Source organism: Streptomyces sp. NPDC048197 (assembly GCF_043202395.1).
GTDB lineage: Bacteria > Actinomycetota > Actinomycetes > Streptomycetales > Streptomycetaceae > Streptomyces > Streptomyces siderophoricus.
The window spans coordinates 72911-85331 of record NZ_JBIDAJ010000005.1 but is presented as its reverse complement, the minus strand read 5'-3'; the positions used below and the strand labels follow the sequence as shown (position 1 = coordinate 85331).

Sequence of the window (12421 nt, the reverse complement as noted above, 5' to 3'; positions counted from 1 at the left end):
TGTTTACGCTCGATCGGCCGGCCGCTGTTGCGTGGTTTGTTTGGGGGGGTCTCCTGGACGTGGGACTTCCGCCCCGGGGGGGGGGCGGCGCCCCCCCCCCCCCCCCCACGCCGACCGAGCAACCCGTCCCCCCACACCCGCAACCCCCGGACATCGCTATGAGGCCCTTCGCCCGCGGCCCTCCCACCGAGACAAGGACGTCTGCCATGACCCCGACCCTGCGCACCGCCCGGCTGCTCTTCCGCCCCTACCGGCCCGAGGACGAGGACGACTTCGTCGAGCTCCTCAGCGACGAAGTGGTCTGTCGCTGGATGGGCCAGGAGAGATGTTCCGAAGCGGAGATCCGCACCATCTACCGCTCGATCCTCACCGACGTCTACGGCAAGAACCTCTTCGACGTGTGGGGGGTCTGGTCCGACGGCGACTACGTCGGCCACGCCGAGATCAAGAAGACCGGCAACGTCGACGGCCACGAGGCCATCGTCGCCCTGGTCAGAAAACACTGGGGCCAGGGCCTGGGCCGCGAACTCGTCCAGGGCCTGCTGAGCTACGCCGCGGACACCCTCGGCCTCAAAGAGGTCTACGGCATGGTCGGCGCCGAGAACACCGCCAGCCTCGCCCTCTCCGAACGACTCGGCTTCCGCCACGTACGCGACGTCGTCTCCGACACCGGAGGGGTCACCAAGATGCTGGTGGTGTCCACGGCCCAGGACACTCCGGAGCCCTCCCCGAGCGTCCACCTGACCCGTTGAGCCCCACGTAGGGCAGGTCGCCGGAGGCCGCACCCCTCGCCGGGGTGCGGCCTCCGGCTCAGCTGCCTACGCTGCCCAGCCGCCGTACGGCACGGTGATGAGCTCCATCGCATGACCCGCCGGGTCCAGGAAATACACGCCCCGACCACCGTCGTTGTGGTTGATCGAGCCGGGCTGTTGCTGGTGCGGATCGGCCCAGTGCTCGATGCCGAGCTGCTTGATCTGCGCGTACGCCCGGTCGAACTCCTCCTCGGAGATCAGGAAGGCGTAGTGCTGCGGGGTGATTTTGTCCGCGGGGATCGTGGCGAAGTCCAGCGTGACGCCATTGCCCAGACCGACGGCGATGAACGGGCCCCATTCCGCGGTGATGTCAAGGCCCAGCAGTTCCGCGAAGAAGGCGGCGGACTCCCGGTTGTCCCGGGCGTGGATGATCGTGTGGTTCAACTCGACTGACAAGGAATGCCTCCGAAGGCATCTCCCGACACCTCCATGCCTCACCCAGCCGGTGACCGGCACGCGATGTCGCCGCAGAGCGTAACCGACCTCCTTGTGGTCTGCAGCCAATTTCCCCGGAGCTCCGGTTCCCAGGCATCTCGGCGTGCGGATCCGCCCGTCCGGGCAAACGCTGGAGGGAGAGAGCCGCCCGCGGCGTGCCCGCTCAGTGCCCGCCGCCCGTGGCGCCGCGCCCCAGTGAGGAGGACCCATGGACGCGTCCCGGCCCGGATACACCGCAGAGCTGCTGAGGCATTTCGCCGATCTCCGTGACGGTACGCACCAGCGCGCGGCCTCCCGTGAGGACAAGGAGCGTCTCTTCGCCCGGACGGTCGAGCTCCTCGACCCGTACGCCCGGCAGGCACTCGGCGAGATCAACGAGGACCTGCTCCTGGGCACCGGGGAGATCCTGGCCACCGGGATGCGGTCGGACGACGCGGGCGCCGACGCGGTCTGGTCCCTCACCTGGCCCGAGCAGCGGGACGCCGGTGTCAGCCCCATCGTCCTGCACGCCTTCTTCGGCGCCGCGTTTCACCATCCGCATCTGCGCGGTGGCCCCTTGCGCGACTGGCCGCTCAACGTCTTCACCGAGGAGCAGGCCGCCGCCAAACTGTCGGCCCTGCGCGAGATCGCGGCCGCCGAGCTCCACAACATCGTCTTCGAACGGGACTACCGGATCATCCCGGCCACGGTGCAGGAGCACGCCCACGGAGCACGCTGACCGGGCGCGCCCACCGAGCATGCTCACCGCGCGCGTCCCCCCAGGCCCAGCAGCTCCGCCAGATTCCCGCCCAGCACCAGCGAGCGGCCGCTGCGCTACTACGAGCGGGCGGGCCTGCTGCGGCCCGAGCGGCTGGCCAACGGCTACCGGGCCTACGCGGAAGCCGACGCCGCCGCCGTACGCCGCATCCGGGCCCTCCTCGCGGCCGGACTGCCCACCCGGGTCATCCGTCAGGTGCTGCCGTGCACCACCGGCACGGCCGCGGTACGGCCTGCCCCGGCGTGCTCGACGCGCTCCGGGACCAGCTGCGCGTCCTCGGCCCTCGGTCCTTGGCCTGCGGCCCTCCGCCCGTCGGCCGATGGCCCCTCACTCGTCGTCTTCGGCCCGGCGCTCGCCCTCCGCCTGGGAAGGCTGGGTCCGCATCGTCTCGGGGTGCTGCGGCTGGCCCGGGTCCATGTCCTCCTCCAGCCGCTCGCCCTCGGCCTGCGACGGAGTCGTGTATTCGTCGTACTGGCTCATGGCCGCCTCCGCGTACTGGCTCGTGGCCGCCACTGCGGTCGGAACGCCTGCCTGCATCGAGCGTAACCCTTCCGGTGACCGGTGGCCCGCGCTGGCCGGCGCCCCCGCAACCGGCACCCCGCCGCACAGTCCGGACAAGGCGAGGAGGAGAATCGAGCCATGGCAAATACCGCAGGGGCCAAAGCAGTTGTGATCGGAATCGCCGCGCTCGGCGTGGTCGCGGCGCTCGCCGTGCTGTGGGTGCTCAGCATCTTCGGGGCGATCTTCTTCGGCTGGGAGCCGCTGGGGCCGTGAGCGGCCGAGCGGGGCGGCCGGACAGCATCCTCCCCGCGACCGCATGCCTCCGCGGGGCTACCGCAACGCAGCGGCGATCAGTCCCCGGATCTCCTCCTCCAGCACGCCCCCGCCGCCCAGCAGACGGTCGAAGACCAGCCCGTCCACGCAGGCCAGCAGGGTGAGCGTGCGCCCTTCGGCGTCGGCCACCCCCTGCGCGGCCAGGAAGTCGCGCACGGTGTCCCGGCCGGCGTTCTCCCGCGGTACCAGGATCTCGCGCAGCTCAGGATGGTGCGCGCTCTCCAGGGCGCAGGCATAGCGCGCGAGGGACCGCTGCCGCCCTTCTCCCGTGAGCCGCCGCTCGACGAACCCGGCGATCTGCCCGGCCAGTTCGTCGGCGTCGCGCGGCGCGGGCGTCGCTTCCCCCGCGCTCTGCAGCTCCGCCTGGTCGCGTACGACGAGCCGCCGGACCAGCGCGGTGAGCAGTGCCTGCCGGGTGCGGTAGTACGCGGAGGTGGTGCCCGCCGGCAGGTCCGCCGCGCGGTCCACGGCCCGGTGGGTCAGCCCCCGCATCCCGGCCTCGGCGAGCACGTCGATGGCGGCGTCAGCGAGAACCGTACGTCGATCTGTGGTCACCCCTCCTTTCTACACCTGTAGAGGTGCGGTATACGCTCTTCTACATCTGTAGAAGATCGGCGGAGAGGGGGCCGTTGTGGGCAGCAGTGCAGTGGTGGTCGGCGGGGGCATCGGCGGGCTGGCCGCGGCGATCGGCCTGCGCCGGATCGGCTGGGACGTGACCGTCGTCGAACGTGCTCCGGTCCTCGACGACGCCGGCGCGGGCATCTCCCTGCACGCCAACGGCATCCGCGCCCTGGACGCCCTCGGTGTCGGCGCAGCGGTACGCGCGGCCGCACGGCCGCAGTACGTCGGCGGCACCCGTACGCCGGACGGAGGCCGGCTGGCCCGTATGGACGGCGCGGCGCTGGAGCGCGAACTGGGCACCCCGATCGTCGGCATCCCGCGCGCCGCGCTCCACCGGGCGCTCCGCGAGGCACTGCCGCCCGAGGCACTCCTGATCGGCGCCGAGGTGACCTCCGTCGACCGCTCCGACCCGGCCCGGGTGCGGATACCGCTGGGGGAGACCCGGCTCGAAGCGGACCTGGTCGTGGCCGCCGACGGCATCAACAGCCGGCTGCGCAGCCAGCTCTTCCCCGGCCACCCCGGCCCGGTGTACAGCGGCTCGACCGTACTGCGTGCCATCACCGAGCACCCGGTCGAGCTGCGCACCGACTTCGAACTGACCTGGGGCCCGGGCGCCGAGTTCGGCCACATCGCCTTCACGGACGGCCGGGCCGAGTGGCATGCGGTCCTCAACTCGCCCGCCGGCGTGCGTTTTTCCGATCCGCTCGCCGAGCTGCGCCGCCGGTTCGCCGACTGGCACGACCCCATCCCGGCGCTGCTGGACGCCACCCGTCCCGAGGCCGTCCTGCACCACGACATCAACGAACTGGCCACCACCCTGCCCACCTACGCCGTGGGCCGCATCGCCCTGCTCGGTGACGCGGCCCACGCCATGACGCCGAACCTCGGCCAGGGCGCCTGCCAGGCCCTGGAGGACGCGGCCACCCTCGCCGCCGTTCTGGCCGCCGAGCCCCGCGTCGAGGCGGCACTGACCCGCTACGACGCGGAACGCCGCCCCCGTAGCCAGTCCGTCGCCCGCGCGGCGCGCCAGGCCGGCCGTATGGGCCAGCAACTGACCCACCCCTTGGTCATCGCCCTGCGCAACACCGCACTCCGACTCGCCCCGTCCCGCGCCACCGTCCGCACCGCCCTGCGCCATGCCGACTGGACGCCGCCGCGCCTGCCCTGACGAGGGACTTGAGGGCCTTGAGGGACCTGAAGGACTTGAGTCTCCAGTAAGGGGAGACGCAAAGGTAAAGGACATGCACGGCGACGACCTCCACTCCCACCCCTCCGAAGGCGACGGCCCCTACGCCGACGGCCCCTACGACGACGGCCCCTACGGCGACGACCTCGGCGACGAAGGCCTCCACTCCATCGGTGAACTGGCCAGGCGCACCGGTCTCACGGTCAAGACCATCCGCTTCTACTCCGACCGCGGCATCGTGGCGCCGACCGACCGCAGCCCGGCCGGCTACCGCCGTTACGACGCCACCGCCGTCGCCCGCCTGGAGCTCGTACGGACCCTGCGCGACCTGGGGCTGGATCTCGCCACCGTCCGCAAGGTCATGGAGCGCGAGGTCTCCCTCCCGGAGGTCGCCGCGGCCCACGCCGAAGCCCTGTCCGTACAGATCCGCGTACTGCGGCTGCGGCACGCGGTGCTGACGGCGGTGGCCGAGCGCGGTTCCACACCCGAGGAGACCGATTCCATGCACAAGCTGTCCCAGCTCTCCGAAGAGCAACGCCGAGAGCTGATCGGCGACTTCCTCAACGCCCTCTTCGGCGACATCGACGCCCCTCCCCACCGCGGTCCTGAAATTGCCCCCGCAGGTACGGAATTCACGGCGATCGTGCGCTCGATGACCCCTGAGCTGCCCGACGATCCGCACGCCGAGCAGGTCCGGGCCTGGGTGGAACTGGCCGAACTGGCCCTGGACACGGACTTCCGGGCAGCAGTGCGCCGGATGGTCGAGGAGTACGCCGCCGAGCAGCCCGGTGCCGGCGCGGGCCCCAGCCCCGACCTGGCCGCGGTCGTCCGCGCGTACGTCGGTCCGGCACTGGCCGCAGGCATCGACCCGGCCGCGCCCCAAGCCGATCCGACCGTCGCGGCCCTCACAGCCCACTACGCGACCGTGCTCGGCCGCCTTGACACACCTGAGGGCACCCCCGAGGAGACCTGCGAAGACACCCCCGAGGTCCATCGCCAATTGCTGCACCGCCTGGAATCCATGAACGACCCGCGCAGGGACCGCTACTTCCAGCTGCTCGCGGCGATCAACGGCTGGCCGGCCCCGGAGCCCACGGCGCCGGTGCTCGACTGGTCCGTCCGGGCGCTGCGACTCCGGACGTCCTGCTGATGACGGCCCCTGTCCCCCTGCACGTGGACGCTACGACGACCACGCCCGCCCTCCTGCTCCGGCCCTGGCGCTCGACGGACGTCCCCGCGCTGGTCGAGGCGTGCCGGGACCCCGTTCTGCGGAGCTGGACCAGCGTTCGCGTGCGCGACGAGGCCGACGGCCTGCGCTGGATCGAGGCCCAACGACAGGGCTGGACCACCGGCGACCGATTCGCCTTCGCCATCCAGGAAGCCAACCCCCGTTGCGCGCCTGGTCAGTTGATGGGCCACGTGGTCCTCAAGGCCGTCGCCCACGGCAAGCCGTCAGCAGAAGTGGGCTACTGGACCGCGGCCCCCGCCCGCGGACGAGGCGTGGCACCGCGCGCCCTCCAGGCCGTGACCGACTGGGCGTTCCGCGCCTTCGGCACCCACGGGCTGCACCGTCTCGAACTCCTCCACCGGCTCGGCAACCAGGCGTCGTGCCGCGTGGCGGAGAAGACCCACTTCGCCTTCGACCGCATCCTTCCCGCCGCGCCGCCCACCTTCCCCCTCGACGGCCACCTGCACGTCCTGCGCCGGGAGGAGCAACGCACGACCTGAGTGCCGTGACGGCTCGACGGCCGGGCTATTCGGGTCGCTTGTCGGCGCGGCGGGTGGCCACCGTGTCGAAGAGTCGCCAGCCGTCCATCTCCGTGGTCAGCGGATCGTCGGGCCGCCAGCCCTTGGTCAGGGCCTCGTCGAGGAAGGCGCGCACGGTCCCCGGCTCGTGCAGGTTCAGCAGGGGGCCGTTGGTGGTGCCGACCGCACCGGAAGCCATGACGTAGCCGTCCGGGACGAGCCGGTCGGGGGCCGCTCCGGAAGGCGATGTGCAGCCGGCCGCGCGCCTTGAACAGGCGGAGGACGAGGATTTCGCAGCAGCCGTGGTACTGGCCGTTGCCCACGGCGTCGTGGACGTGGTGCAACGACCACAGGAAGGTTTCGCCGTCGACGACGAGACGGCGGGCTGTCTTTTCACTGCGAGGCATCGGCAGATGGTAGCCGCGTCCGGGGTCGTCCCGCCGGCGGACTACGCACAAATGGAGACTGGAAATCCGATTCCGTTGCGCATGGCAGCACGGCGGAGGATGTGGCGCCGAACGCGGTGGGAAGCGCCTCCGATCTGCATATTGCCGCTCCCTTCAAAATGTTGAGTTCTGAAGCATATTTGGAATGCCGAATTCCGGAAGGTCGGAACCTGACGGAAACGCCCCTACTCGAAAAAATGTCCTGTACGAACCGTGCTGGCGTGTGGCACCATTTGAGCGTCGCGGACTCGGGGGACAAGTAGGCGACAAACGGGGGGAAACCATCTTCTGCATGTCTGCGTATTGACCGGGCGCAGTGAGCACGCCCATGGGTTCTCGCAATTTCGGCCCGGGCCGCGCCTCTGCGTGCCCGCACTCAACAGTGTTGGATTTCCGTGATAGCAGAAGAAATTTATGATCTGGTATTGGATGACTTGTTCATCCGGGCCGATCATCTCGTACCTGGAAGTTCAGTCTTCCTCAAACTAGAGGGCCTCAATCCGGCAGGCTCGGTCAAGCTCAAGACGGCCATCGCCCTGGTGGCCCAGGCCGAGGACTCGGGACGCGAATTTCCGCGTACCCGCCTCATCGAATCGACCTCGGGGAATCTCGGCGTGGCCCTCGCCATGGTCTGTGCGGCCAAGGGGTACCGCCTGACCTGTGTGACGGACCCCAATGCCAACGCGCAGTCCGTGCGGCTGATGCAGGCGCTCGGCGCGGAGGTCGTCGTCATCGACATCCGCGACGGCAACGGCGGTTATCTGCAGTCCCGCATCAACTACATCCGCGACCGCCTGGCATGCGAACCCGACACGTACTGGCTGAACCAGTACGCGAATCCGGCCGGTCCCCAGGTGCACCGTGACCGCACCGGGCGCTCCGTCCTGGACGAGATCGGCCATGTCGACTACGCCTTCATCGGTGCCGGCACGACCGGGACCCTGATGGGGTGTGCGGAGTACTTCCGCCAGCACAGCCCGGCCACCCGGATCATCGCCGTCGACGCCGTCGGGTCGGTGTCCTTCGGCGGCCCGCCCGCCCGGCGCCACATCCCGGGACTCGGTACCAGCCGGCGTCCCGAAATCCTCGACGAGCGCCGTATTGACGAAGTCGTCATGGTGCCCGAAGCGGATGCCGTGGAAATGTGCCGGATGCTGGCCGAAGAACGCGGGCTGCTGCTCGGCGGATCCAGCGGGACGGTGCTGTCCGCGGTCCGCGCCAAGGCCAAGGAAATCCCTGAGGGAAGCGTCGTGGTCGCCCTTTCACCGGACTTCGGTGAACGCTACCTGGAGACGATCTACAACGACTCCTGGGTGGCCGACCGTTGGCCCGAACTCATCTGCTCGGAAATTACGGAAGTTTCTCAGGCCGGCGCCTGAGGAGAGGTGTGTATTTCATGTTCGACTTCGACGTGGTGGCGGGCGAGACCGTACGCGAGATCCTGAGCGACCGGCGGGCCGAGGTCCTCGGCATCGTCAGCCAGGCATATCGCAGCCATGAGGCCGGGGAAAGCATCAACCCCGACAGCTATTTCCTCCGGTTCCCGGAGAAGCCCGACTCCCGGATCATCGCGCTGCCCGCCTACCTCGGCGCCGACGTCCAGCTCGCGGGCATCAAGTGGATCGCCAGCTTCCCCAAGAACACCCAGGTCGGGAAGCCCCGCGCCTCGGCCGTGCTCCTCCTCAACGACTATGAGACCGGCTACCCGATCGCCTGCCTGGAAGCCGCGAACATCAGCGCCGCCCGCACCGCCGCGTCCGCCGCGGTGGCCGCAACCACCCTGCGCCCGGGCGGCTTCGAGGGCACGCGGATCGCGATCGTCGGCGGCGGTGTCATCGCCCGCAACATCTGCGACTACCTCCACGCCGCAGGCGCCACCCCGGACGCCTACCTCGTGCACGACCTCCACGAGGAGTCGGGCCGGGCCCTCGTCGACCATCTGCGCACCACCCAGCAGCGCCCCGCCTCCTTCACCGCCGACCTGGGCACGGCGCTGGAGGCCGAGACCGTGGTCTTCGCCACCACCGCACTGGAGCCGTACGTCACCACGCCGTTCAAGCCCGGCCAGGTCGTGCTGAACATCTCGCTCCGGGACCTCGCGCCCGAGGTGGTGCTGGCGGCGGACAACGTCTTCGATGACGTCGAGCACTGCATGAAGGCCAACACCTCACCGCACCTCGCGGAGCAGCTGACCGGTTCGCGGGACTTCGTGACCGGCACCCTCGCCGGCGTCCTGAACGGCGATGTGGCGGTGTCCGGCGAACGGCCGGTGATCTTCTCGCCGTTTGGCCTCGGCGTCCTCGACCTGGCCGTCGGCGCGTACGTCCTGCAGCGGGCCCGGGAGGCCGGCTCGGCCATCGCGATCCCCAACTTCTTCGGGGAGACCAGCCGGTGGTGACCACGGAGCAGTACACGGACCGGGTGCAGGGCGCGGGGGGCCCGTCGGGCACCCCGGCCGGCCCCTGGGACGCCGAACGGCCCGCCACCCTCGCGATCGTCGGGGCCGGATCGCGCGGACTGGGCATCGTGGAGCGGCTCGTCAGCCAGTGTCTGGCGGAGCCCTTCTCGGTCACCGTCCACCTCGTGGATCCCCAGCCCCTCGGTCCCGGTTTCCACCTCCGAGAGCAGCCCGACCACCTCCTGCTCAACACCGTGTGCGCGCAGATCACCGCCTTCGCGGACGACGAGATGGTGGACGGCCCCACGCCTGTCAACGGTCCTTCCCTGCACACCTGGTGCCAGGAGAGGGACCTGCGGCTGGGCGCGGACGGCTACACCGTACGGGCGGGGGAGGGGCGGCAGATCCGGCCGAACGACTTCCTGCCCCGGAGGCTGCTGAGCGAATACCTCGCTTGGGCGGCCGAACGCATCCTCGCCGCCGCACCGCCCTGCTTCGTCCTGATCCGGCACGCCACCACGGCCACCGACATCCGGCCCGGCGAAGACGGCGGCGAGGTCGTGCTCCTCGACGACGGCACCCACCTGGAGGCCGACGCGGTCTTCGTGACCGTCGGACACCACACCCTCCGCCTCCCGGCCGCCTCCCGGCCCGAACCGCCCGCCGGACCCGGCCTGATCACCCGCCCCTACCCGCTGCCCACCGCCCTGGACGGCATCGGCCCCGGCGACGACGTCGCCGTCCTGGGCATGGGACTGACCGCCATGGACGTGATCGCCAGCCTGACGCTGGGACGCGGTGGCCGGCACGAGCCGGCGGCCGGCGGCGGGCGGCTGCGTTACGTACCCAGCGGCCGCGAACCGCGGATCGTGCTGGTCAACCGGTCCGGGATGCCCTCGCGCAGCCGGCCGCACCTCAACCCGGGCCGGACCCGCTTCGCGCCCCTGGTCCTGACCACGGACCGGATCGAGACCCTGCGCCGGCAGCGTGCCGACGGACGGCTCAACTTCCTCGACGACGTATTGCCGTTGGTCGAGGCCGAGATGGAACTGACCTACTACCGGACCGTTCTGGCCGGCAGGACGGGCGACGCCGCGGGCGCGGGCGCCGAGTTCGCCCACCGGGTGGCCACCTCGGGCGTCGACCCGGCGTTGGCCGCCGCACGGGAGGAGTTCGGGCCGTACCCGCTGCACGGCGTACTGACCGAGGAGCCCGCCGACCGGCAGTGGGCCGACGCGGCGGCGTACGCCGGGTGGTTCGCCGCCCGGGTCGCGGACGACCTGGCCGAGGCCCGCGAAGGGCTGGGCGCCAGCCCCGTCAAGGAAGCGCTGGAAGTGCTGCGCGACCACCGCGACGTCCTTCGGGCCGTCATCGACCCGCCGGGTGTCGACGACCCCTCGCTGGACCACTTCTTCGGTGAGTTCAACTCCACCGTCAACCGCCTGGTGATCGGCCCGCAGCTGGACCGGTCGGCGGAACTGCTGTCCTTGCTGGACGCCGGAGTCCTCCGGCTCGGCCCCGGACCGCGCCCGAAGGTCATCGCGCCGAGCGGCCAGGGTCCCTGGCGCCTTACGTCCACCTGCCTGGCCGACCCCGCGAGCGTCGAGGTCGGACACGTCGTGCACGCCCATGTCGCCGAGCCGAGCGCGGACCGGCTGCCCGCCTCGCTGCTGGGCCGGCTCGTCGCGGCCGGCCGCGTCTCCACCCTGGCCCGGCGCGGCACCCGGGTCACCGGACTCCACGTCACCCGCGAGGGACAAGGCATCGGCCCCGCCGGAGAGGTACGGCCCACGCTGTTCTTCCTCGGCCCGCACACCGAGGGGTCCAGCTACTACAACCACTACGTCCCCTCGCCCGGCGCGCCGTCCCGCGCGCTGAAGGACGCCGAACTCGCCCTCCGCACCGCCCTGCCGGCCCTGACCAAGAGGACATCATGAGCAACCGCGAGACCTACACTCCCTGGACCCGGGAGTACCGCATCGAGACCCGGGCCGCCCAGGGCGACGGCTGGCGCTGCCCGACCACCGGTGCGGTGCCGCCGCCGGTGAGCATGGGGGCGACCTTCGCCCGCGACGACCAGTACCGCACCCCGGCCGGCTTCGCCTATCTGCGCGACCAGGGCACCCCGGGCTACGAGCAGGTCGAGGACGTCGTCGCCGGGCTGGAGGGCGGCTCCGACGCACTGGTGTTCTCCTCCGGCATGGCCGCCGCCACCGCCGTCTTCCAGGTCCTGCCCGCCGGGGCCCGGGTCGTGGTGCCGCAGACCATGTACTTCGGCCTCACCAAGTGGCTGCTGGAGTTCGGTACGCAGCGCGGCCTGGAGATCGTACGCGTCCCGATGGACGATCTGGACGCGGTGGCCCGGGCGGTCGAGGCGGCGCCGACCGCCCTGCTGTGGGCGGAATCCCCGGCCAACCCCACCTGGCTGGTCACCGACCTCGAAGCCTGCGCCGACATCGCCCACCGGGCCGGCGCGCTGTTCGGCGTGGACAACACCGTCCCCACGCCGGTGCACACCCGGCCCTTCGAGCTCGGCGCCGACCTGATCATGCACTCCGGCACCAAGTACCTGAACGGCCACAACGACGTGGTCGCCGGTCTCCTGGTGGCCGCGCCGGAGCTGACCGAGGAGCGCCAGGCGCTCTGGGAGCGGCTGCGCCTGCACCGCCGTCTGACCGGCCCGATCCTCGGCCCGTGGGAGACGTACCTGCTGCTCCGCGGTATACGGACACTCTTCCCGCGCATGCGCCAGATATCGGCCTCCGCCATGACCCTGGCCGAGCACTTCTCCGCCCACCCGCTGGTCAGCCGGGTCGCCTACCCGGGCCTGCCCACCGACCCGGGCCACAAGGTCGCCTCCCGGCAGATGACCGGCGGCTACAGCGGGATGCTCTCGCTGCACATCGCCGGGGACTGGACGCGTTCCCTGCGCGCGGCCGAACATTGCGAACTGTTCATTCGCGCCACATCCCTGGGTGGGGTGGAAAGCCTGATCGAACACCGCTACACATTCGAGGGACCGGACAGCACATCACCCAAGGACATGCTCCGGCTGTCCATCGGCGTCGAGGACCCGGCCGACCTCATCGCCGATCTGGAGCAGGCACTGGAACGCGCCGCGAAGGACGCCCCGTGAGCTCAGACACCAGCAACACCAGCACCACCGACAGCACCACCACAAGTACC

The 12421-nt window shown here is 70.8% G+C and carries 14 protein-coding genes and 1 pseudogene; 11 read left to right on the top strand and 4 right to left on the bottom strand.

The features are described from left to right. Positions 1-206 precede the first annotated feature (206 nt). Entirely contained in the window at positions 207-752 is a 546-nt protein-coding gene (locus tag ACGF4C_RS09290) for a GNAT family N-acetyltransferase (protein WP_393564658.1), read from the top strand. Positions 753-818: 66 nt separating this feature from the next. On the opposite strand, the gene ACGF4C_RS09285 is transcribed toward ACGF4C_RS09290, so the two are convergent. Further along, a complete protein-coding gene (locus ACGF4C_RS09285) occupies positions 819-1208 on the bottom strand; it encodes a VOC family protein (RefSeq protein WP_393564657.1) in 390 nt (129 codons plus the stop codon). A gap of 247 nt (positions 1209-1455) precedes the next feature. On the opposite strand from ACGF4C_RS09285, the gene ACGF4C_RS09280 reads away from it, so the two are divergent. Both ACGF4C_RS09280 and ACGF4C_RS09275 read left to right on the top strand, forming a co-directional pair. Beyond that, entirely contained in the window at positions 1456-1965 is a 510-nt protein-coding gene (locus tag ACGF4C_RS09280; RefSeq protein ID WP_393564655.1) for a hypothetical protein, read from the top strand. A 90-nt stretch (positions 1966-2055) separates the two neighbouring features. After that, positions 2056-2145 (top strand): annotated as a pseudogene (locus ACGF4C_RS09275) (MerR family DNA-binding transcriptional regulator); the annotation flags it as partial. Between the two features lie 186 nt (positions 2146-2331). Here the strand turns inward: ACGF4C_RS09275 and ACGF4C_RS09270 are convergent. Further along, on the bottom strand, positions 2332-2484 hold the full coding sequence (locus ACGF4C_RS09270) for a hypothetical protein (RefSeq protein ID WP_199816279.1): 153 nt from the start codon (positions 2482-2484) through the stop codon (positions 2332-2334). A gap of 159 nt (positions 2485-2643) precedes the next feature. Between ACGF4C_RS09270 and ACGF4C_RS09265 the strand changes: the two genes are divergently transcribed. Next, complete coding sequence (locus tag ACGF4C_RS09265) at positions 2644-2778, top strand: hypothetical protein (protein WP_393564653.1); 135 nt, start codon at positions 2644-2646, stop codon at positions 2776-2778. Positions 2779-2835: 57 nt separating this feature from the next. Here ACGF4C_RS09265 and ACGF4C_RS09260 read toward each other — a convergent pair whose 3' ends face one another. Beyond that, positions 2836-3393 (bottom strand): TetR/AcrR family transcriptional regulator, encoded by a 558-nt coding sequence (locus ACGF4C_RS09260; RefSeq protein WP_393564651.1) that lies wholly within the window; start codon positions 3391-3393, stop codon positions 2836-2838. 76 nt (positions 3394-3469) lie between these two features. Between ACGF4C_RS09260 and ACGF4C_RS09255 the strand changes: the two genes are divergently transcribed. From ACGF4C_RS09255 to ACGF4C_RS09245, 3 genes are all read left to right on the top strand, one after another. After that, positions 3470-4627 (top strand): FAD-dependent monooxygenase, encoded by a 1158-nt coding sequence (locus ACGF4C_RS09255; protein ID WP_393564649.1) that lies wholly within the window; start codon positions 3470-3472, stop codon positions 4625-4627. Between the two features lie 73 nt (positions 4628-4700). Beyond that, the gene (locus ACGF4C_RS09250) at positions 4701-5795 is read left to right on the top strand and encodes a MerR family transcriptional regulator (protein WP_393564647.1); all 1095 of its coding nucleotides are present in this window, start codon (positions 4701-4703) and stop codon (positions 5793-5795) included. After that, entirely contained in the window at positions 5795-6373 is a 579-nt protein-coding gene (locus ACGF4C_RS09245; RefSeq protein WP_393564645.1) for a GNAT family N-acetyltransferase, read from the top strand. The genes ACGF4C_RS09250 and ACGF4C_RS09245 overlap by 1 nt, the downstream gene beginning before the upstream one ends. Positions 6374-6398: 25 nt before the next feature. Here the strand turns inward: ACGF4C_RS09245 and ACGF4C_RS09240 are convergent, their stop codons facing one another. Further along, entirely contained in the window at positions 6399-6590 is a 192-nt protein-coding gene (locus tag ACGF4C_RS09240; RefSeq protein WP_393564644.1) for a hypothetical protein, read from the bottom strand. A gap of 657 nt (positions 6591-7247) precedes the next feature. Here ACGF4C_RS09240 and sbnA point away from each other — a divergent pair. The 4 genes from sbnA to ACGF4C_RS09220 are packed head-to-tail and all read left to right on the top strand — an operon-like array spanning position 7248 to position 12371. Beyond that, positions 7248-8216: a 2,3-diaminopropionate biosynthesis protein SbnA gene (gene sbnA, locus ACGF4C_RS09235; protein WP_393565005.1), complete on the top strand. Its 969-nt coding sequence runs from the start codon at positions 7248-7250 to the stop codon at positions 8214-8216. 17 nt (positions 8217-8233) lie between these two features. After that, positions 8234-9235: a 2,3-diaminopropionate biosynthesis protein SbnB gene (sbnB, locus tag ACGF4C_RS09230; protein ID WP_393564642.1), complete on the top strand. Its 1002-nt coding sequence runs from the start codon at positions 8234-8236 to the stop codon at positions 9233-9235. Continuing rightward, positions 9232-11172, top strand: a complete 1941-nt coding sequence (locus tag ACGF4C_RS09225; protein ID WP_393564640.1) for an FAD/NAD(P)-binding protein — start codon at positions 9232-9234, stop codon at positions 11170-11172. Before sbnB ends, ACGF4C_RS09225 begins: the two co-directional genes overlap by 4 nt. Next, positions 11169-12371: a trans-sulfuration enzyme family protein gene (locus ACGF4C_RS09220; protein WP_393564639.1), complete on the top strand. Its 1203-nt coding sequence runs from the start codon at positions 11169-11171 to the stop codon at positions 12369-12371. Before ACGF4C_RS09225 ends, ACGF4C_RS09220 begins: the two co-directional genes overlap by 4 nt. The last annotated feature ends 50 nt before the right edge of the window (positions 12372-12421 follow it).

Coding starts and splice junctions, on each gene's coding strand:
- ACGF4C_RS09290 (WP_393564658.1), top strand. CDS start 207: ATGACCCCGACCCTGCGCACCGCCCGGCTGCTCTTCCGCCCCTACCGG.
- ACGF4C_RS09280 (WP_393564655.1), top strand. CDS start 1,456: ATGGACGCGTCCCGGCCCGGATACACCGCAGAGCTGCTGAGGCATTTC.
- ACGF4C_RS09270 (WP_199816279.1), bottom strand. CDS start 2,484: ATGAGCCAGTACGACGAATACACGACTCCGTCGCAGGCCGAGGGCGAG.
- ACGF4C_RS09265 (WP_393564653.1), top strand. CDS start 2,644: ATGGCAAATACCGCAGGGGCCAAAGCAGTTGTGATCGGAATCGCCGCG.
- ACGF4C_RS09250 (WP_393564647.1), top strand. CDS start 4,701: ATGCACGGCGACGACCTCCACTCCCACCCCTCCGAAGGCGACGGCCCC.
- ACGF4C_RS09245 (WP_393564645.1), top strand. CDS start 5,795: ATGACGGCCCCTGTCCCCCTGCACGTGGACGCTACGACGACCACGCCC.
- ACGF4C_RS09240 (WP_393564644.1), bottom strand. CDS start 6,590: ATGGCTTCCGGTGCGGTCGGCACCACCAACGGCCCCCTGCTGAACCTG.
- sbnB (WP_393564642.1), top strand. CDS start 8,234: ATGTTCGACTTCGACGTGGTGGCGGGCGAGACCGTACGCGAGATCCTG.
- ACGF4C_RS09220 (WP_393564639.1), top strand. CDS start 11,169: ATGAGCAACCGCGAGACCTACACTCCCTGGACCCGGGAGTACCGCATC.